Below are 19,915 nucleotides of genomic sequence, written 5' to 3' on the forward strand. Positions count from 1 at the left end.
CATCCTTGAAGGCCCCTCCGGCTGGTTCGCGGCGACCGCCCCCCAGGCCGAGGCTCGACTGGTGTTCGAACCTGCTGCCCGACCCTGGCTGGCGGACGTCAGCTTCAAACCCTGGCCCGCCTGCCGCCATGCGCACCCGGCAATGGATGCGATGCGTGAATGCTTGCGTGCTGGAGCGCTGCATGCAGCGGACGTGGCGGCGGTTCGCGTCGACACCTACGGTGATGCGTTGCGCTTTTGTGATCGGCCGCTGCCGCGCGACGAGGCTCAGGCGCGCTTCTCGATACAGCACGCGCTCGCCGCCTGGCTGCTGTGGGGCGAGCCTCGCTTCGAGCACTACGCGGCCGCTGCGATCGACGATCCGGAGCTGGCGGCGCTGCGCGCGCGCATCACGGTGCACCGCGGCGAAGCGCAGCAGGCCCGCTACCCGGCGCACTATGGCGCGGCCGTGCGGGTCGAGTGCCGCGACGGCCGCGTGCTGGCTGCCGAGCTGCAGGACTGCTGGGGCGACCCGGCTCGGCCCATGCCAGAGGCCGCCGTGCGCGACAAAGCCGCGCGGCTGATGGCCTATGGCGGCTGGGCACCGGCAAGGGTCGAAGGCGCCCTCGCCGCCGTCGAGGCATTGCCGCAGGCTGCCGACCTGGAAGCGCTGCAAAGGACGTTGCAACCATGACGATGATGGACCGCTTGCTCGATCATGCCCAGGCCCTGCGCTTTGAGCATCTGTCGCGGGCCGCCGTGCAGGCTGCGTTGACCTTCATCACCGACAGCGTGGGCGTGGGCCTGGCCGGCAGCCGGCATGCGCGCGTCGCTGAAGTGCGCGCCGCAGCGCAGGGCTGGGGGTGCGGCGACGAGGCCAGCGAATGGGCCAGCGGCGAGGCCTGGCCGGCGCCGACGGCGGCCATGCTCAATGCCTACCAGATCCACAACCAGGAGTTCGACTGCGTGCACGAGCGCGCCGTCGTGCATCCGCTGGCCACCGTCCTGCCGGCCCTGCTGGCACAAGCCGAGCGCCAGTCGCGGCGCGGGGCGCCGGTCAGCGGACGCGATCTCATCGCCGCGTTGGCCCTCGCGGTGGATGCTGCCGCGACGCTGGGCTGCGCGCATGTCGCGCCCATGCGCTTCTTCCGGCCGGCGATGTGCGGTGCGCTCGGAGCCACGCTGGGCTTGGCCAAGCTGGCCGGCTGCAGTCGTGCCCAAATGGCCGACGCGCTGGGCATCGCCTATAGTCAGCTGGCCGGCACCATGCAGGCCCACAGCGAGGGTTCACCCATGCTGGCGTTGCAGGTGGGGCTGGCTGCGCGGGCGGCGGTCTGCGCTTTGGACCTGGCGCAGGCCGGATTCAACGGCCCGCACGACATCCTCGAGGGGCCATTCGGCTACTTCGAGCTGTTCGACGCGCCGCTAGCGCCGCGCCGCGCGCAGGTGCAAGACCTCTTCGACGCGCTCGGCCGCGACTGGCGAATCGCCGAGCTCAGTCACAAGCCTTTTCCCACTGGGCGCGCTGGCCACGGCGCGCTGGATGGCGTCATCACGTTGCAGCGCGAGCACGGTTTCACAGCTGACGACGTGGTCAGCGTGCAGCTGGCTGCGCCGCCGTTGGTGCTGAGACTGGTGGGCCGGCCAGCCATGGCGGGCATGGACGTCAACTACGCCCGCCTGTGCCTGGGCTTTTTGGTGAGCACCTGGCTGCTGAAGGGGCGGCTGGGCCTGGCCGACTTCAGCCGCGACGCGCTGGATGATCCTGAACGCCTGGCGCTCGCAGCGCGCGTGCGCGTGGTGCCCAACGACTGCGCGGACCCCAATGCACTGGCGCCGCAGCGCGTGGCCGTCCAACTGCGCGATGGTCGCCACCTCGCCATCGATTTGCCCGCCGTACTGGGCCATCCACGGCGGCCGCTGTCGATCGAGGCGCAGCGCGCCAAGTTCGACGCCTGCTGTGCCCATGCAGGGCTGGGCGCTGAGGCCACCGAGCAACTGCACGAGGCCAGCCTTCGTCTGGCCGACTCTTCCGACGCCGCCTCCCTCGTGCGGCGCATGCATCCCCCGATTTCTCACTGAATCCGCGAATCCCCATGAGCCACCCGACCTACTACGAGTCCTTCGACGTCCGCGAGATCCTGGCGGACTACCCACTGGGCGATGCCTTCGACCAGCTTGCCAAGATCAGCCGCGACGAACTGCGTGCGCTGCAGAATCGGCGCTTCATGAAGCTGGTGGAGCGCGCTTGGCAGATTCCGTTCTACCAGCGGCTTTGGGGCGGCAAGGGCATCATCCCGGCTGACATCCGGAGCCTGGACGACATCGTCAAGCTGCCCAGCTTCGGCAAGCACGAGATCATGGAAAGCGTGGCCTTGAAGCCGCCGCTCGGTGACTTCCACGGCGCCGACGTCCCGGTCGAAGGCCGGCACCTTCCCATGATCCTGCACACCACCAGTGGCACCACGGGCCGACCGCAACCGTTGTTGTTCAGCCCCAAAAGCCGTGAGATCCAGAGTCTGCTGCTGGCCCGCATCTACCGCATGCAAGGTCTTGCGCCGCGCGAGGTGGTTCATTCGGTCTATGGCCACGGCATGATCAACGGCGGCCACTACGTCCGCGAGGCGGTGCTGCATTACACCAACGCGCTGCTGATTACGCCGGGCACCGGTGTGGAGACGCCGTCGGTGCGCCAGGTGGAGCTGATGCGCGATTTCGGCGTCAACGTGGTCGTGGGTTTTGCCGACTACATCAAGCGCCTGGCGGACGTCGCGCGCCAACAGGGCATCGAGCCCGGCCGGGACATTCCGGTCCGACGCATCTGCGGCCATCTGGGTCGTGAGTCGCGTGAGACGTTGTCGGCTGCCTGGGGCGGTGCCGAGATGTTCGACTGGTACGGCGTGGGCGACACCGGCGCCGTGGCCGGCGAGGGGCCGGACCACGATGGCCTGTACCTGATGGAGGACGCGCAGTACGTGGAGGTGGCCGATGTCGACACCGGAGCGCCAGTGGCCGACGGCGAGAAGGGCGACATGATCGTGACCTGCCTCTACAAGGACGACATCTATCCCATCATTCGCTTCAACACGCATGATGTGACGCAGGTGCTGACAACGCCGTCCAAGCTGGGCTGGAGCTTCAAGCGCATCGCCGGTTTCCTGGGGCGCAGCGACAACATGGTGAAGATCCGTGGCATCAACGTCTTCCCCCAGGCCATGGGTCCGCTGTTCGAGGAACGGGCCGACTTTGCAGGGGAGTTCCTGTGCACGGCCGTGCGCGACGCCGCCGGCCGCGACGACCTCATCGTCTCCATCGAGACGAGGGGGGCGCGCGACGAGGCATCCGCCCAGCCCTACAGGGACCTGCTCAAGCGTGCGCTGGGCGTGGAAGTGCAGGTGGAGCTCGTTGAACCGCGCGCGCTGGCCGCGCTGACCGGCATCGAGACGCGCCAGAAGCCCATCCGGCTGATCGACAAGCGTTTCGCCTGAGTCATGATCAGCACCGACCTCATACTTGGCGACCTGACCGCCCAGAGTCGGGCGCTGGCGGCCGGCCGCACGAGCAGTGTCGAGCTGACCCGCGCGCAGCTGGACGTGATCGCCTCTCGTCCGGATCTCAACGCCTTCCTTCACGTCGACGCCGAGGGTGCGCTGCTTGCGGCAGCCGCCAGCGACGCGCGCCGTGCGGCCGGACAGGCGCTCGGCGCCTTGGATGGCCTCACGCTGGCCGTCAAAGACAACATCGACGTGGCTGCCATGCCGACCACGGCCGGCATGGCCACGCGGCGTGGCCGTGTCGCTGCGCAGGACGCCTTTGCCGTTGCGCGGCTGCGCGAGGCCGGCATGGTGCTGTTGGGCAAGCTCAATATGCACGAGGCCGCGCTGGGCGCCACCAACGACAACCCGCATTACGGCCGCTGCGAGAACCCGCACCGAGCCGGCTACACGCCCGGCGGCTCCAGTGGCGGGTCGGCTTGCGCCGTGGCCGCCGGCCTGTGCGCGCTGGCGCTGGGCAGTGACACCATGGGTTCTGTGCGCATCCCTGCCGCCTACTGCGGCGTGGTGGGCCTGAAGGCCAGCTATGGCCGCATCTCGACCGGTGGCAGCGTGGCCTGCAGCTATTCGCTGGACCATATTGGCCCCCTGGTGCGCTCGCATCGCGACCTGGCGTTGGTCATGCCGGTGCTGGGCGTGTTTGACGCCGCCTGTGCCGACGCGCGCGACGTGGCCGACCGACCTTCGCCTCCGAAGCCGCGCTGGATCGCCGCGAGCGACATCGAGGCGCTGGGCACTAGCCCCGCCGTGGTTGCCGCCTATCGCAAGGCGCTGCAGGCACTACGGGCGCGCGGCGACGAGGTCCGCGAGATCTCGCTGGTCGGCTACGACTTCGGCCGGGCGCGCCGCGCCGGTTTGCTGGTCGTCGAGGCAGACCTGCTGGTGGAACATGCTCAGGACTGGCGGGCTCAGCCCGAGCAGTTTTCCACCGAGCTAACGCGCTTCCTGCGTTACGGCGAGAAGCAGTCGGCCGCAGCGTATGCCGGCGCGATGCGCACGGTGGCCGCAGCCCATGTGGAGGTGGCCCGCTGGTTTGAACATGGCGACGTGATGCTGTTGCCCACCGCGCCGCAGCAGGCCTTCGCCTTCGGTGAGCCGGTGCCGGCCAACCAGGCTGACCTCACCAGCATCGCCAACATGGCCGGCGTGCCGGCGCTGTCCGTGCCGTTGCCGGTGGCCGAGGGCGAGCTGCCTGTCGGCTTGCAGCTGCTCGCGCCGTTGGGGGGCGAATCCACGCTGATCGCGGCCGACCTAAACGGAATCTGCAAGTCATGAAGCTCGAAGGCATCAGGGTCCTGGACCTGTCCATGTTTCTGCCGGGACCGCATCTGACAATGATGATGGCCGACCATGGCGCAGAGGTCATCAAGATCGAACCGCCTCAGGGCGAGCCGGTGCGCGAGGTGGGCCTGCGTCAGGCCGGCCACAGCGTGTGGTTCCGCAACACGCACCGCAATAAGCGCTGCATCACGCTGAACCTCAAGATGGCCGATGCGCGTGAGGTGTTCCTGGCGCTGGCCCGCGAGGCGGACGTCGTTGTCGAGGCTTTCCGGCCCGGTGTCGTCGAGCGCCTGGGAATAGGCTACGAAACCGTGAAGGCCGTCAATCCGCGTATCGTCTACTGCTCGATCTCGGCCTTTGGTCAGACGGGACCGCTGGCGCACAAGCCGGCGCACGACTTGTCCGTGCAGGCCGAGGCCGGCTTGGTGTCGGTCAACCTCGGCGCCGACGGTCTTCCCGCCATGCCGGGCGTGCCGTCGGCCGACATGGCCGCGTCGCTGATGGCGTTGTCCGGCATTCTGATGGCGCTGCTGCGCCGACAGCAGACAGGGCAGGGCGACTACCTCGACATCGCGATGTACGACGCGTTGCTGGCCTGGACACCCAATGTCATGGGCCCGCCCTTCGCAGAGAACCGTGCGGCCGTCGTCAAGGACGAGCGCTCTTGGGGCGGCTCGTCGTTCTACGGCATCTTCGCCACGGCCGATGGCCGCCACATCACATTGGGTGGAGGTGAGCACAAGTTCGTCGAGGCGCTGTTGCAGGCGCTGCAGCGGCCCGACCTGATCCCAGTGGCGCTTTTGCCGCCAGGCCCGGCCCACGAACCAGTGCGCGTTTTCCTGAGGGAGGCTTTCGCGCAGCGAAGTCTGGTCGACTGGTGCGAGTTCCTCGCGCCACTGGATCTGGCCTGGGCGCCGGTGCGCGATCTTCACGAGGCCATCCACAGTGAGCACGCCGCTGCGCGGCGCATGATCGTGCAGCGGCCGGGCGAACCGCCGCAGCTAGGTTTGCCAATCAAGTTCAGCGCTGAGCCGGGGCAATTGGACGGCCGTCTCGATGAGCGTGGCGGCTCCACCGACGCAGTGCTGGGCGCGGCTGGCTATGCGCCTGAGGCCATCGCCGCGCTGCGTGAGCGCGGTGCCGTCAGCTGACGCGTCGTCGCTCCGCCCGCCATGCGCCGCCCACTGGGCGGCTTTTTTCTGCCAGCGTTCTTTCCTGCGTTTCAAGGCGGCGGGGTGAAACGCAACGCACCGTCGCATGAAACGTCGCGACCGAGATTCCGCTCGCCTTCCCCCCGGCGGGTGGGCGGGAGAACGGCCGACTGAGGGTGGTCCAGGCCGTCTAGTCGGTCTTGGATGGCCTGTTTTCTAGTGGTTTCCCTGATGTCCGGACAACCGAATCAATCCTGGCACATGTCTTGCGCTTAAGCACTCATTCAACCTTTGCCGCGAGGACAAGACAAACATGGAGTTCAACGAACTGGCAGTGCTGCGCTGGCTGCACATCATCGCGATGGTCTACTGGCTGGGCGGCGAGTGGGGGGTGTTCCAGACGTCCTACAACGTCATCAACCGCAAGCTGGGTCTGGACGAGCGCAAGCGCCACATGGAGACCGCCTATCGGATCGACATCCTGGCGCGTACCGGCATCATCATGCTGCTGCCGCTGGGCCTGCACATGGGCTATCTGTGGGGCATCCAGCCGCTGGGCGGCGCGTGGCTGACCGGCATGTGGATCGCCTTCGCGGCATGGCTTGCGCTGTGCTGGGGCGCGTTCCTCAAGCGGGAGACCGACATCGGCATCAAGCTGACCAAGATCGACGAGGCCATCCGCTTCTTCGTCATCCCGGCGCTGTTCGTTGTCTCGATCTCCTCGCTGCTGGGTCATGGGCCGCTGGAGGCGGAGCCGGGCCAGCGCTGGTACTCGGCCAAGATGTTCGTGTACGGCATCACGCTGATCATCGGTCTGAAGTTGCGATTCATCATGCGTGAATGGACGGCCATGTTCCGCATCTTGGCGCAGGGCCCCAACGTTGAAGTCGAGACCAAGCTGGACAAGTCCATCCGTTTTGGTCGCAGCATCGCCTACGTCTACTGGATCTGCATCTCTACCGTCGCCTTCTTCGGCGCCGTGAAGCCCTTCTGATGTCGCGGTACCGCGCTGCAGAGAGCCACCGATGAACGAAGCCTGCAAATCCATCGCGCCCTACCAGGCGCTGGCGCTGCAGACGGCCTGCCACGCCGTCAACCGTTGCGCCGGCACGGCGCAAGCGCGCGAGCGAATGATGGACAACATTGGGCGCGTTCACCGCCAAGTGCTGGCCAGCAAGGCCTTCATCGGGCCGGACCTGAAGCTGGTGGTGGCACCAGAGTACTTCCTGACCAGCTATCCGCTGGGCGACTCCTTGCCGGGCTGGGCGGCCAAGGCGGCGATCGCGCCGGACGGACCGGAGTACGTCCGCCTGGGTGACATGTGCCGCGACGCGGGGATCTATTTTTCGGGCAACGCCTACGAGACGGACGCCCATTTCCCGGGCCTGTATTTCCAGACCAGCTTCATCATCGACGACGGCGGTCGCGTCATCTTGCGCTACCGCCGCCTGGTGTCCATGTATGGCCCCACGCCGCACGACCTTTGGGAACGCTATCTGGAGATCTACGGCCTGGACGGCGTGTTCCCCGTCGTCGACACGCCGCTGGGGCGGCTGGCCTGCGTGGCATCCGAAGAGATCCTCTATCCCGAGATCGCGCGTTCGCTGGCGCTTCGCGGTGCTGAGGTGCTGCTGCATTCCAGCAGCGAGGTGGCCAGCCCGCGCCTGACGCCCAAAGACGTGGCCAAACGCGCGCGCGCCTACGAGAACTGCGCCTGGTTGGTGTCCGCCAACAGCGGCGGCATCCGTGACGTGGACATTCCCGAGAGTTCTGCCGACGGCATGTCCAAGATCGTCGACTACCTGGGCGAGGTGCGGGCCGAGGCCGCCAGCGGCGAGACCATGGCCGCCAATGCAACCCTCGACGTCGCCGCGCTGCGCCGCCATCGCCGCAAGCCCGGTATGGGCAACGTGTTGTCGCGCCAGCGCCTGGAGTTGTTCGCGGCCACCTATGCCGGCAGCGTCTATCCGGCCAACACCATGCTGGACGACAAACGCCAGCCCTTCGTGCCGGAGCGCGCCCATTTCGGCGCCCGCCAGCGCGAGGCCATCGAGATGCTGACTGCGCGCGGCGTGCTCGCCCGCGACTGACCGCCCCCATATTCCGAGACCCCGACACCATGAACGATAGCCAGCTGTTGGGCGCCCTGCGCGCCGCCCTCGGTACCGAGCGAGTGCTCGACGACGCGAGCACCCGCGACTACTACTCGCACGACTTGTACTGGTACGGTAAGCCGCCCGCCTGCGTCGTGCGCCCGGTCGACGCCGACCAGGTACAGACCGTCGTGAAGATCGCCGCTGAAGCCGGTCGGCCCGTCGTGCCGCGTGGCGGTGGCATGTCCTACACCGGCGGCTACGTCGCCGACGATGCGCGGGCCATCCTGCTGGACCTGGCTGGCATGAACCGTGTGCTCAAGATCGACACGGTCAACCGCTATGTGACGGTGGAAGCCGGGTGCACCTGGGCGCAACTTCATGAGGCGCTGGCGCCGCTGGGCGTGCGCACGCCCTATTGGGGCCCGCTGTCGGGTCAGCGCGCCAGCGTGGGTGGCACGGTGTCGCAGAACAGCGTGTTTTTCGGCTCGGTGCGCCATGGCAGCGCCGCCGAGACGGTGCTCGGCGTGGAGGTCGTGCTGGCCGATGGCCAGCGCCTGGTGACCGGCAGCGCGGGCCGCCATCACGGGATCCCGTTCGTGCGCTGGGGCGGTCCAGACCTGACTGGCCTGTTCATCGGCGACGCCGGCGCGTTTGGCATCAAGGTCGCGGTGAGCCTGCGCCTGATCACGCCCGCCGAGGCCGTGGGCTTCGGCTCCTTCGGCTTCTCTGACTTCACCACCATGATCAACGCGCAGGCCGACCTGGTGCGCGCCGGCCTGGGCGCCGAGACCTTCGGCATTGACGCCTACAAGGCCCGCAATTCCGCGCAGACCGGCCGCAAGCTGGGTGAGGCGACGAAGACGGCGCTTGGCGTCATCAAGAGCGGCAAGTCGCTGCTGTCGGGCCTCAAGGATGTGGCCGGCATGGCCATGGCCGGGACCAACGACCTCGAGAACGCAGCCTACTCGCTGCACCTCACCGTCGAGGGCGACACCGAGCAGGATGCCGATCGCCAGCTGAAGAAGGTCGAAGCCATCGTCGAGAAGAACCACGGCTGGGTGTTGCCGCCGGTGGTGCCCAAGGCCATGCGCGGTCGGCCCTTCCCGCCGCTGCGCTCGGCGCTGGGGGTGGACGGTCAGCGTTGGGTGCCGGTGCATGGCATCCTGCCGCTGGGAACGGCCGCGGCCTGCGTGATCGAGGTCGAAGCCATGATCGCCGCCCGCCAGGCCGAGCTGGACCAGCACGGCGTGCTGTATTCGCCGCTGACCACCAACGTGCCCAACGGCATCCTGTTCGAGCCGTGCTACTACTGGATGGATGAGGTGACGCCGCTGCACATCGACGCCACCGAGCTGTCCGATCCGCCGGCGGCGTGGGCCCAGCGTGTCAACCGGCCCGACCTTCGCGCCTATGTGATGGGCTTGTGGCAGGACACGGCGCGCATCCTGGCCAAGCATGGCGCGGTGAACTTCCAGATCGGTCGAGCCTACCCCTTCCTCGACACCGTGTCCGCCCCGTACGCGGCGCTGATCGAGAGCCTGAAGCAGACGCTGGATCCGCAGGGGCGCGTCAACCCAGGCGCGCTGGGCCTGGCGCGGAGCGCCTGAGCATGGCGGCGCCAGCCTCTCGCCCCACCCGCCGCCGCTTGCTCGGCGCTGCCGCGCTGGGCGGCCTTGGCGTGGTGGCCCGGCCCCTGTGGGCCGGCGAGCGTGACGTGGACGTCATCGTGCTGGGCGCCGGCCTGGCCGGCCTGAACGCAGCCCTGCTGCTGGAGCAGTTCGGCCTGACCGTGAAAGTGCTGGAGGCGCGCGAGCGTGTCGGCGGGCGGCTGTACACATTGGACGGCGTGCCGGGCCGCCCCGAGGCCGGCGGCAATCAGTTGGCCCCAGCCTATGCGCGCACAGTGGCGGTCGCCGAGCAGCTCGGCGTGGCGCTGGCCGCCAGCGCCACCTCGCCGCTGCTGCAGCCACAGCGAATGATCTACGACGTCGGTGGTCAACGCATCGGCGCGGCCGAGTGGGCCTCGTCGGCACTGAACCCACTGCCAGCCGCGGTGCGCGCGATGCCGCCAGACCGCGCGCTGCTCGGCCTGGGCGGCGCAAGCTCGCTGGCCCAGCTGAGCGATTGGCGCGAAGCCGAAGCGCGCGCGCAGGACGTGCCCGTGCTCGCGCGGCTGCGCGAGCTGGGCATCAACGAAGCCGCGCAGGCGCTGCTCGCCGCCAACAACAGCTACGGCACCAGTCTGGCTGACACCTCGCTGCTGACGCTGCACTACGTGCAGAGCAACCTCGCAGAGGTCCGCAAGATTCCCGGCCCGCTGCAGAACGTCAGGGGCGGAAACCAGCGCCTGCCGGAGGCCATGGCCGCGGCACTCAAAGGCCCCGTGCTGCGGGGCCGGCGAGTCGTGGCGGTGGACACGGCTGCGAACGGTGCCAGCGTGCGCTGCGCCGATGGCAGCCAGCACCACGCCCGCCACGTCATTTGCGCGCTGCCACTGCCGGCCCTGCGTGGCATCCGCTTCACGCCGGACCTGGACGCGCCGCACGCCGAGGCGGTGCGCAGCGTGCCCTATGCCCAGATCACGCAACTGCACCTGGAGGTGCTGCGTCCGTTCTGGGACGAGGCGGGGCCGGCGCCCTATGTCTGGTCCGACGGCGTGCTGGGCCGCGTCTTCCCCAACGACGAGCAGGGCAGCGGCCGGGCCGAAAGCCTGGTGGTCTGGTCCAACGCGGCCGGCGCCGCACGCTGGGATCGCTTGAGCGATGCCGACGCGGAGGCCCTGGTACTGGGCGAACTGGCGCGGCTGTTCCCCGCCTCGCGCGGCATGTTGAAGCTGGTGCAGCGCGTGTCCTGGCAGCAGGACCCGCTGGCTGGCGGGGCCTGGGCCAACTGGGCCCCGGGGCAGGCCACGCGGTTGGCCAAGGCCTGTGCCGCGGCGAAGGGGCGCCTGCACTTCGCCGGCGAGCACACCGGCGCCACCATCCGCGGCATGGAAGCTGCGATGGAGTCCGGCGAGCGGGCGGCCTCCGAAATCCTGTCCACCCTTTGAGAGTTTCCTGAACCCCATGTTGATGAAGACCATGCTCCGCGCCATGGCGGTCCTGCTGTTCGTCGCCGCCTCCGCGGCCGGTGCGCAGACCGCCGATGTTCAAAAGGGCAAGCTTGCCTTCATGCGCTGCGCCGCGTGCCACACCGTCGAGACCGGCGGCAAGCATCGGGTCGGCCCCAACCTGGCCGGCATCGTCGGCGCGAAGGCCGGTCGGCATGCCGACTTCGGCTACTCGGCCGCGATGAAGAAGGCCGCGCAGGACGGCCTGACCTGGGACGCCGCGACGCTGCAGCGCTGGCTCGCCCGCCCGGCGGCCGTGGTGCCTGGCACGTCCATGGCCTACGCCAACAGCCTCAGCGACGCCGAGATGAAGGCGCTCATGGCCTACCTCGCCGCCCAGTCACCCGCCAAGCCCTGATGACCATGAACCGGCCAGCCTTCGACATCGACGGCTTCAATGAATCCGTGCTCGTCGTTCGTGACGAGGGCCCGCACCTGGATTGTTGGGTGGGTGTGGGAGGCTTCGAGTTGCGCCACCATGGCGCGATCGATCCGCGCCTGCTGGCTGCATGGGGACGTCCCGGCGCGACGGGCGAGGAATGGTTGCTGGCCCACCCGGCCTGCGCCAGCGGCTGCGTGCGGCTGGTTAAGCTGGCCGGTGCGGAGCCGCAGGCCGACGTACGCCCGGACGACCAGTGCTGGGACAGCGGCGGCATCTTCGACCTCAACGTGCGCGTGCTGGACCTGCAGCGTCAGGCGGCCCGCTTGCGCGCGCTGCACTGGCACGGCGCATCCCCACCCATCGGCTGGGACTTCGGCCCCTCGCTGAAGGTCAAGGAATGGCTGGTGCGCGGGCCCGACAACGTGCGCCTGGCGCTGATCGAACGGGTGGCACCGCCGCTGGAGGGCTTCGACCACCTGCGCGAGTTCAGCCAGGTCTTCAACTCCAGCCAGATCGTGCGCGACATCGATGCCGCGTTGGCCTTCTACCGCGATGTGCTGGGCTTTCAGACCGTCATGCACTACGAGCGCCCGGGCTTCCCGCCTGGTGCCAACCTGTTCGGCATCCCGCCCGGCGTGGCAGACCGGATCGGGCTGAACCTCTACATCGTCCATCCCCAGGGCAAGGCCGAGGGCTCGATCGAGCTGGTCGCAAACCCGGGCGCCGAAGGACTGGACCTGGCTGCCGACGCTCGACCGCCCAACCACGGCATGGCCGTGTTGCGCTTTCCGGTGCGTGGCATCGCCGCGCTGGCGGCGCACGCGCGGGCGCAGGGCGTCGCACCCGTCGTGCCACTCACCACGCTGACCCTCGCGCCCTGGGGCGAGGTGTGCCTGCTTGCGCTGCGCGCCCCCGATGGCGCATGGCTTGAATTCATCGAGCCGGTCGATGTGCCGGCGCTTCCCTGAACCCACCCCCGATAGGATGCATATGCGCAAACTGAGCAAGACTTCGCTGCTGCTGGCCGTGGCCCTGGCACTGGGCCACGGCGCCGCCCTGGCGCTGGACTTGAACAAGCCCGAGGACAGCTACCAGGCGATGCTGCGCGTCGTTGGCGACCTCAGCGGCAAGCCCGTCTACAAGGACTGGGACGCCACCATCTTCGCGCAGCTGCCCGGCGAGAAGGCCCGACCCATCCTGCGCACCATCGGCTTCAACGCCGGCCGACTGATCAAGCAGCCCGACGGAAGCTACCACTGGGTCACGCGCGAGGTGTCGTTCTACGTGGACCTCAAGACCGGCCAGATCCTTGACCACTGGGCCAACCCGTTCAACGGCAAGACCGTCAAGGTGGTGCAGGTCGCCAACGACCCGGTCAGCAACAAGTTCCCGCTCATTGAACCCGGCAAGCCCAACCCCTTCGCTGCCTTCAGCAGGTTTGAGGTGCGCGGTGACGTGGCCTGGATGCGCTGGGATGTGCCGTTGAAGTACCCCAATGAGCTTAAGCCGGACCTGTATCCCGAGGAGTCGCATGGCGACACCTACATCGCCTCCGAGCATTTCCACTTCTTCGTCAACACGGCCGACGCGCAGAGCGACGCCGCCACCACCACCCCCACCCACTACTCCTGGTTCCGTACCGGCCCCTGGCTGCCCTGGATGAGGATGGGTTCGGCGCCCGGCACGCTGCTCTACAGCGGCAACGGCCGAAAGTACGACAGCTTCGAGGCGCTGCCCGAGCAACTGCGCGAGTACACGCGCAAGCACTACCCGAAGTTCATGGACGCACCCACCAGCTTCTACCAGCCCAACGAGACGAGCTGGTCTTACTACCGCAAGCTCAGGGAAGCCGAGGCCGCCGCAGCCAAGCCGACCGGCAAGTGACATCCCTTCAAGAACGCATCAAAGGAACAGAAAAATGGCCAGTTTGAACTCCGTCCAGGCCTGGGACCATGAAGTCGACGTGCTGATCTGCGGCTTCGGCATGGCCGGCTCGTCGGCCGCCATCGAGGCGATCGACAACGACCCCAACGCTCAAGTGTTGATCATCGAGAAGATGCCCGAGCGCTATGCCGGTGGCAACGCCCGTGCGTCGGGCCAGTCGCTGATGATCAACAAGAACCCGCAGGCGCTGAAGGACTACCAGCGCGCGATGAGCCAGCCCAACCCAATCCCCGAGGACATGCTGGACATCTGGGCCGACCGCATGTCCAAGCTGGAGCCCTGGATCCAGGCACGCGCCGAGGAGGTCGGCGCCAAGTTCATCAAGGGCACGGGCTTCTCCGAGCGCGAGGCGGTGCTGGAGTTCCCCGAGTTCGGCGCCCGCGAGGCGGTGGCCTACACGTCCACCATCCTGCCCATCCCGTCCGGCGTGTGGCTGGCCTTCAAGGCCAATGTGGACAAGCGCCCCGTCAAGGTGATGTACGAGACGCCGCTGGTGGATTTGGTGCAGGACCCTGACACCCTGGAGGTGTTCGGCGCCATCGTCGAGCACAAGGGTCAGCGTGCCGCCATCAAGGCGCGCCGCGGCGTCGTGATGGCCGTGGGCGGCTACGAAGCCAACCTGGAGATGCAGCGCAACTACTGCGGCTACCAGGACATCCATCCGCTGGGCACGCCCGGCAACACCGGCGATGGCATCAAGATCCTGCAGAAGGCCGGCGCCGAGCTCTGGCACATGCGCAACAACGGCCAGTCGGGCGGCATCTGGCCGGGCATCCAGCATCCGGACTTCCAGACGGTCTTCATGCGCAACTTCTTCATGCAGACCTTCAGCTGGCTGGAGATCTGCGCCGACAACCAGCGCTTCTACAACGAGACTGCCGAGCTGCAGCTGACCCACTACAAGGAGAAGAAGCACGGCTTCTTCACCGACACGCCGCACATCAACGCGCAGCCGGTGCACATGATCTTCGACGAGGAGACCCGTGTAAACAACTGCCTCGTCGTCAAGGCCTTCACCTGGAACGTCGCCACGGAGCAGCTGGAGTGGAGCGAGGACAACAGTGCCGAAGTCCAGAAGGGCTGGATCCTGAAGGCTGACTCCATCGCGGAGCTGGCCGCCAAGATGGGCCGTGATCCGGCGGCCGTCGAAGCCACCGTGGCCAAGTACAACGCCGCCTGCGCCAAGGGGGAGGACGAGTTTGGCCGCCACCCCGCCACGCTCCAGCCCATTGCCAAGGGCCCGTTCTACGCGCTGAAGATCGTGCCGGCCGTGGTCTGCACCAGCGGCGGCGGCAAGCGCAACATGGAGGGCGAGGTTATCTCCACCAGCGGCCAGCCCATCCCGCGTCTGTACGAGGCCGGCGAATGTGGCTCCATGTTCTCGCACCTCTATCAGAACGGCTGCTACCTGACCGAGGCGATGATCTCGGGCCGCGCCGCCGCGAAGAACGCCGTGTCCCTGAAGGCCTGGGGCTGATCGGCCCGGAGAACCCGAGATGCGAGTCAACACCCTTTCGATGAAGCTCAATGTGCGCATCGAGGAAGCTGCCGTCAAGGAGGGCGCCATCGTGATGAGCGGGTTCGCGGGTGCCATGCCCTGCGAGACCGTCGTCGCGGCGGACGAGGCGGCGCACATGCTGCGCCTGTGCCTCAAACCCGCCATCATCAAGCTGGTGCTCAAAGCCTTCTTCACCCGCGCGACCCCCAAGGCTTCAGACTGAACTCGATCCCATGACCCAGACCGCCGCCACCACCCTGTCCATCCGAAATCCGCGCACCGGACAGCCCGACTACGAACTGCCGGTGCACGACGCCGAGCAGGTGGCGGCGGCGGCCCGGGCGCTGCGCGAGGCCCAGCCGGCCTGGCAGGATGGGGGGCTGCCGGCCCGGCTGGCGGCCGTCGCCGCCTTCGCTGAGGCCATTCAGGCCAGGCGCGAGGCTCTGGTCGCCGCCCTGACGGCGGATACCGGCCGACATCGCGAGTCGGTCATGGAGGTCGATGCGATCGTCGCGACGCTGCGGCGTTGGATCAACGATGCGCCGGTGCTGCTGGCCGATGCTCCGCCGCGACAGTCGCAGATCCCACATATCCTCATCGAGGAGCGCAAGCGACCCTATCCGGTCGCTGGCGTCATCAGCCCCTGGAACTTCCCGTTGATCCTGTCCCTGATCGATGCCGTGCCGGCGTTGGTCGCGGGCTGCGCGGTGCTGATCAAGCCATCGGAAGTCACTTCGCGCTTCGTGCCGGTGCTGGAACAGGTCATCGCCGCCGTGCCCGGGCTGCCGGCCGTGCTTCGCTTCGTCACCGGCGCCGGCGCCACCGGCGAAGCGGTGGTGCGCAACAGCGACGTACTCTGCTTCACAGGCAGCGTGCGCACCGGTCGCCGCGTGGGTGAATTGGCGGCGCAGCATTTCATCCCGTGCCACTTGGAGCTGGGTGGCAAGGACGCTGCCATCGTCTGTGCCGACGCCGACATCGAACTGGCCGTGCGCGCACTGACCTTCGGCAGCATGGTCAATGCGGGCCAGACCTGCATGTCCATCGAACGCTGCTACGTCCATCGCAGCATCCATGACCGGTTCGCCGCGGCGCTGGCTGATTCGGTGGGCAGACTGCGTCATTGCCACCCCGGCCTTGACGACGGCGAGCTGGGGCCCATCATCGCGGCCATCCAGGCGCCTATCGTCCAGCGCCATCTCGAGGACGCCTACATCAAGGGGGCGAGGGCGCTGACGGGCGGTCGTCTGCTGAAGCTGGGCGGCGGCGACTGGCTGGAGCCCACGGTGCTGGTGGATGCCCGCCACGATATGGCCATCGTCAGCGAAGAGACCTTCGCCGCGGTCCTGCCGGTGATGCCATTCGACGACGAGGACGAGGCCATCCGGCTCGCCAACGACACGAGCTACGGCCTGTCCGGTTGTGTCTTCTCGCGAGATGTCGAACGAGCCAGGAGAATTGCCAGTCGCCTCAACGCGGGCGCGATCTCCATCAATGACGCGGCACTGACGGGCATGGTCCACGATGCCCCGAAGCAGTCTTTCGGATACTCGGGCCTCGGTGGATCGCGCATGGGGAAACCCAGCCTGCAACGGTTCTATCGCATGCAGGCTTTTCTCATCAACACGGGCGAGGCATCACCCTGGTGGTTTGGCCATTGAGAGGCCTCCTGTCAGCAGCCATGCCAAGTGTTGGCTTGACGTCAGGCGCTGCGACGATCGCTTGCTGGCCGACTGCTTTCGTGATGTGGCCGTCAGCGCGGCCAGGGCGGCTAAAGGACGGTGATTTCCTCCCAATCCTGACCCGCCGGACGCGCGCGAACAGCGCAGGCGCCAGGTGAAGAATCTACAGGAGACCTGCCGCGGGGCAATGCTGGCGCAGCGGGCAATGACAAGATTCCAGTCCGTGCTGGGAAAACCGGTTGCGAAGGTCCGACTCCGCTGATGGCGGACATTCGTGGGACAGGCCTTAGCGGCAGCTCCTAACAAGAGAGCGGTCGACTGCGCCAGGGCGACCTGGCCGTCAGCTCAGGCTCCGATAGCCGCGTGCGCTATCGGGCGAACTGGCAAACCACCTGAACTGGTCAGCCACTTCTTGTGGAGCGGAGCACCCTCTTGAAATGCTTGACCCCGCTCCTAAGTAGCGCGCGACCGGCCGGATGTTCCGACCGGTGAACACCACTGAACGGAGATTAGGCCATGTTCCATTCATTGCTGACCCATCCGAACAGCCTGTTCGGACAATTCGATCGCCTCCAGCGCGAGTTTGATGACCTCTTCAGCACGTCGGGTCTGCCCAGCAGTATCCGCTCGGTTGCGAGCGGCACCGTGCCGCAGATCAACGTGGGACGCACGCCTAAGAGCGTGGATATTTACGCCTTTGCTCCCGGCCTGGACGTCAGCAAGATCGAGGTCACCCTGGACCGTGGCGTGCTGCGCCTGGCCGGCGAGCGCGCGCAGCCGGGGCCTGCCGACCGCGAGCGCCTGCGCTTCTACGCCCAGGAGCGCGTCACCGGGCGCTTCGACCGCAGCGTCACGCTGCCGGACGACGTCGATCCCGACCATGTCGAGGCCAGCTATCGCGACGGCGTGCTGCATGTCAGCATCGCGCGCCGCGAAGCCGCCCAACCCAAGCGCATCGCCATCCAGTAATCGACTTCATCGAGGAGCCACCATCATGAGCAAGGAGATCATCCAGAACGACAAGCAACAGGCGACCCTGAATAGCGCGGCCAACGAACGTGCCGTAGCACCGGCCGTGGACGTCTTTGAGGACGAGACCGGCATCACGCTGCTGGCGGACATGCCCGGCGTGCCGCGCGACCAGCTCGAGCTACATGTGGAGGGCGACACGCTCCTGATCGAAGGGCGGGTCCAACCGCAAACGCCGAGCGGCCTGGAGGCCATCTACGCCGAACTGCGCGTACCGCGTTGGCGCCGCAGCTTCACGCTCAGCCGGGAGCTCGACACGTCCAAGGTCGATGCCAACCTGAAGGACGGGGTGCTAACGCTGCGCATCCCGAAGCAGGCGCATGCGCAGCCCCGGCGCATCGCTGTCAACGCGGGCTGAATGGAGGGCCGAAACCATTACCAACTTCACCCAGCAGTTGAAGCATGGGGCCGCCGGGCCTGGGAATCGCTGACGGAGGGCCGGTGGGACCTCGGCGCGCGGGCCAGCGGCGCATTGACGCGCTTCTGGGCCGACGACGTCAAGGCCTCCAACGCCGACGGCGACAAGCCTGAGACGAACGGCACCTGGGACTTCGGGCTGCCGCTGACTCGCTGGGCCTTCCTGGCGGTCGACGTCTACGGTGCGGACGACAAGCTGGTCGTCCGCATTGTGGCGCCTGCCTTGGAGCAGGAGGACTTCCAGATAGAGATGAGCGCACCGGAGATGCTCAGCGTGCTGGGTCGCAAGCGGTGCGACCCCGAGCGCGCGAACAGCAACTATGCCCTGCTGTAGTGCGCCTACGGCGCATTCCGGCGCGACATCCAGTTGCCGTTGCCGTGGACGTCGAACGCGCGAAGGCCACCCACGAGGCCGGCGTGCTGGGTATCGAACTGCCGCGGCAGTCGAAGGTACCGCATCGACGCATTGAGGTTCGCGGCGCCTGACGCCGCTCGTGCGCTGCTTGCAGCGCTCAAGGCCCGGTTTCGCCTGGGGCGAACAGCCGTGGGCGCTACCTTCGCGCGTAGATCCTCGAGGAACGTGGAGCGCGGCGGCGATGTTCCACGATCACTTGATTTCCGGCGCGCAGATGTCAAAAATTGGTGCTGTCTGTTCGAGTTCCATCTGCTGGGCCATGATCTTCGACATCATCCGGCAGCAGGTGGAGGTCTTGCGCAGGCCTCTGGCCGCCGTCGTGCTCAGCACGCTCCCGCGCAGATCTTCGCCCTTGCTGCTTCTGCTTCATTGGCATGGCTTTGCGGCCGACGAGACGCAGCGTGCGCCGCCGGACGCGGTCGCCCCCTGGCCGCAGGCGCCGCTGGCCAGTTCGGTGCTGCAGCTCAACCAGACGTGGGCCGACCTGGCGCAGATTGACCGGCAGATGCTCGACGCTGCGTGGCAGCAGGGCGCATGGAATCTGGTGCGAGAAGTGCACCGCGGCTGCAACGTCATCGGCGCGTCGGTGCAGGAAGCCGTGGCGTGCCGACAGGCCTTCGGGGACAACCCGTTCGATCCGGCCGACGAGACGCATCGCGCCCAAGAGGCGCCGGACCGGGAAGCGCTTCGGGACTTCGCGGCCAGGATTGGCTACGTGCGCTGGCTTTTCAGGCCGGTGGCGGATGGTCTGTGGCGCGGCGCGGGGCGAGACGACAGCCTGATGCCCGACGGCCGGCGCCCGCCACCCTGCCCGGTGGAGCTCACTGCCGCTTTGGACGCGCGCGTCTCGCGCAGCGTCTATCAGCTCGGCCGTATAGACAGCATCGTCCTGCTCTGATCGGGCCGTCGGCGCGGGGGGGCTTGAAATCCCCTGCGCCGGCTCTAGATCCCCGACCGGCCGAAGCCGGCAGAGCTGACACCTACAGTGGCTGTCGCGGTTCGTCCAGATTTGTCAATCATCTGCCACCTGAAAGGAGACCCAAGATGCAAATCCGTCCCCTCTACGACCGGATCATTGTCAAGCGCATTGACCCGCTGCGTCAGACTACCTCTGGCATCGTGATCCCCGACACAGCGGCCGAGAAGCCCGAGCAGGGCGAGGTCGTCGCTGTCGGCAACGGCCGGCTGCTGCAGGACGGCTCTGTGCGGCCGTTGCAGATCCAGCCCGGCGAGCGGGTGCTGTTCGCCAAGTACTCCGGCCAGACCGTCAAGCTCGACGACCAGGAATTGCTGGTCCTGCGTGAAGAAGATGTGCTCGGCGTGATCGAGGCTGGTGTCGCGGCGCCGGCGCTGCGAGCCGCCTGAAACGGTTCGCTCA

19 protein-coding genes and 1 pseudogene are annotated in these 19,915 nt (G+C 67.5%); all 20 read left to right on the forward strand.

The window, feature by feature from the left end; translation table 11 throughout:
* A pseudogene (locus tag VGF12_RS00075) lies at nucleotides 1–673 on the forward strand (hypothetical protein); the annotation flags it as partial.
* Nucleotides 670–2,061: an MmgE/PrpD family protein gene (locus tag VGF12_RS00080; protein ID WP_331174008.1), complete on the forward strand. Its 1,392-nt coding sequence runs from the start codon at nucleotides 670–672 to the stop codon at nucleotides 2,059–2,061. The pseudogene VGF12_RS00075 and the gene VGF12_RS00080, both read left to right, overlap by 4 nt.
* Nucleotides 2,062–2,075: 14 nt before the next feature.
* Nucleotides 2,076–3,467, forward strand: a complete 1,392-nt coding sequence (locus VGF12_RS00085) for a hypothetical protein (RefSeq protein WP_331174009.1) — start codon at nucleotides 2,076–2,078, stop codon at nucleotides 3,465–3,467.
* A gap of 3 nt (nucleotides 3,468–3,470) precedes the next feature.
* Nucleotides 3,471–4,808 (forward strand): amidase, encoded by a 1,338-nt coding sequence (locus VGF12_RS00090; RefSeq protein WP_331174010.1) that lies wholly within the window; start codon nucleotides 3,471–3,473, stop codon nucleotides 4,806–4,808.
* Nucleotides 4,805–5,965 carry a CaiB/BaiF CoA-transferase family protein gene (locus VGF12_RS00095; RefSeq protein WP_331174011.1) on the forward strand — a complete coding sequence of 387 codons (1,161 nt, stop codon included), beginning with the start codon at nucleotides 4,805–4,807 and terminating at the stop codon, nucleotides 5,963–5,965. The genes VGF12_RS00090 and VGF12_RS00095 overlap by 4 nt, the downstream gene beginning before the upstream one ends.
* 313 nt (nucleotides 5,966–6,278) lie before the next feature.
* Entirely contained in the window at nucleotides 6,279–6,959 is a 681-nt protein-coding gene (locus VGF12_RS00100) for a hypothetical protein (protein ID WP_331174012.1), read from the forward strand.
* A 31-nt stretch (nucleotides 6,960–6,990) separates the two neighbouring features.
* Nucleotides 6,991–8,055 (forward strand): nitrilase-related carbon-nitrogen hydrolase, encoded by a 1,065-nt coding sequence (locus VGF12_RS00105; protein WP_331174013.1) that lies wholly within the window; start codon nucleotides 6,991–6,993, stop codon nucleotides 8,053–8,055.
* Nucleotides 8,056–8,084: 29 nt separating this feature from the next.
* On the forward strand, nucleotides 8,085–9,668 hold the full coding sequence (locus tag VGF12_RS00110) for an FAD-binding oxidoreductase (protein WP_331174014.1): 1,584 nt from the start codon (nucleotides 8,085–8,087) through the stop codon (nucleotides 9,666–9,668).
* A 2-nt stretch (nucleotides 9,669–9,670) separates the two neighbouring features.
* Complete coding sequence (locus VGF12_RS00115; protein WP_331174015.1) at nucleotides 9,671–11,110, forward strand: NAD(P)/FAD-dependent oxidoreductase; 1,440 nt, start codon at nucleotides 9,671–9,673, stop codon at nucleotides 11,108–11,110.
* Nucleotides 11,111–11,132: 22 nt separating this feature from the next.
* Nucleotides 11,133–11,528: a c-type cytochrome gene (locus tag VGF12_RS00120; protein WP_331174016.1), complete on the forward strand. Its 396-nt coding sequence runs from the start codon at nucleotides 11,133–11,135 to the stop codon at nucleotides 11,526–11,528.
* A 5-nt stretch (nucleotides 11,529–11,533) separates the two neighbouring features.
* Nucleotides 11,534–12,520, forward strand: a complete 987-nt coding sequence (locus VGF12_RS00125; RefSeq protein WP_331174017.1) for a VOC family protein — start codon at nucleotides 11,534–11,536, stop codon at nucleotides 12,518–12,520.
* Nucleotides 12,521–12,542: 22 nt separating this feature from the next.
* Complete coding sequence (locus VGF12_RS00130; RefSeq protein ID WP_331174018.1) at nucleotides 12,543–13,436, forward strand: DUF1838 family protein; 894 nt, start codon at nucleotides 12,543–12,545, stop codon at nucleotides 13,434–13,436.
* Between the two features lie 34 nt (nucleotides 13,437–13,470).
* The gene (locus tag VGF12_RS00135) at nucleotides 13,471–14,973 is read left to right on the forward strand and encodes an FAD-dependent oxidoreductase (RefSeq protein WP_331174019.1); all 1,503 of its coding nucleotides are present in this window, start codon (nucleotides 13,471–13,473) and stop codon (nucleotides 14,971–14,973) included.
* 19 nt (nucleotides 14,974–14,992) lie between these two features.
* Nucleotides 14,993–15,217, forward strand: coding sequence for a hypothetical protein (locus tag VGF12_RS00140; RefSeq protein WP_331174020.1), 225 nt, complete (start codon nucleotides 14,993–14,995; stop codon nucleotides 15,215–15,217).
* 10 nt (nucleotides 15,218–15,227) lie between these two features.
* Nucleotides 15,228–16,655 (forward strand): aldehyde dehydrogenase family protein, encoded by a 1,428-nt coding sequence (locus VGF12_RS00145; RefSeq protein WP_331174021.1) that lies wholly within the window; start codon nucleotides 15,228–15,230, stop codon nucleotides 16,653–16,655.
* A 537-nt stretch (nucleotides 16,656–17,192) separates the two neighbouring features.
* Nucleotides 17,193–17,645, forward strand: a complete 453-nt coding sequence (locus VGF12_RS00150) for an Hsp20/alpha crystallin family protein (RefSeq protein WP_331174022.1) — start codon at nucleotides 17,193–17,195, stop codon at nucleotides 17,643–17,645.
* Nucleotides 17,646–17,670: 25 nt separating this feature from the next.
* Complete coding sequence (locus tag VGF12_RS00155) at nucleotides 17,671–18,063, forward strand: Hsp20/alpha crystallin family protein (RefSeq protein WP_331174023.1); 393 nt, start codon at nucleotides 17,671–17,673, stop codon at nucleotides 18,061–18,063.
* Entirely contained in the window at nucleotides 18,064–18,456 is a 393-nt protein-coding gene (locus tag VGF12_RS00160; protein ID WP_331174024.1) for a hypothetical protein, read from the forward strand. It abuts the gene before it with no gap.
* A gap of 262 nt (nucleotides 18,457–18,718) precedes the next feature.
* Nucleotides 18,719–19,435: a diguanylate cyclase gene (locus tag VGF12_RS00165; protein ID WP_331174025.1), complete on the forward strand. Its 717-nt coding sequence runs from the start codon at nucleotides 18,719–18,721 to the stop codon at nucleotides 19,433–19,435.
* 146 nt (nucleotides 19,436–19,581) lie between these two features.
* On the forward strand, nucleotides 19,582–19,902 hold the full coding sequence (locus VGF12_RS00170; protein ID WP_331174026.1) for a co-chaperone GroES: 321 nt from the start codon (nucleotides 19,582–19,584) through the stop codon (nucleotides 19,900–19,902).
* Nucleotides 19,903–19,915 lie beyond the last annotated feature (13 nt).

It is taken from the genome of Roseateles sp. (assembly GCF_036404855.1).
Lineage (GTDB): Bacteria > Pseudomonadota > Gammaproteobacteria > Burkholderiales > Burkholderiaceae_C > Pelomonas.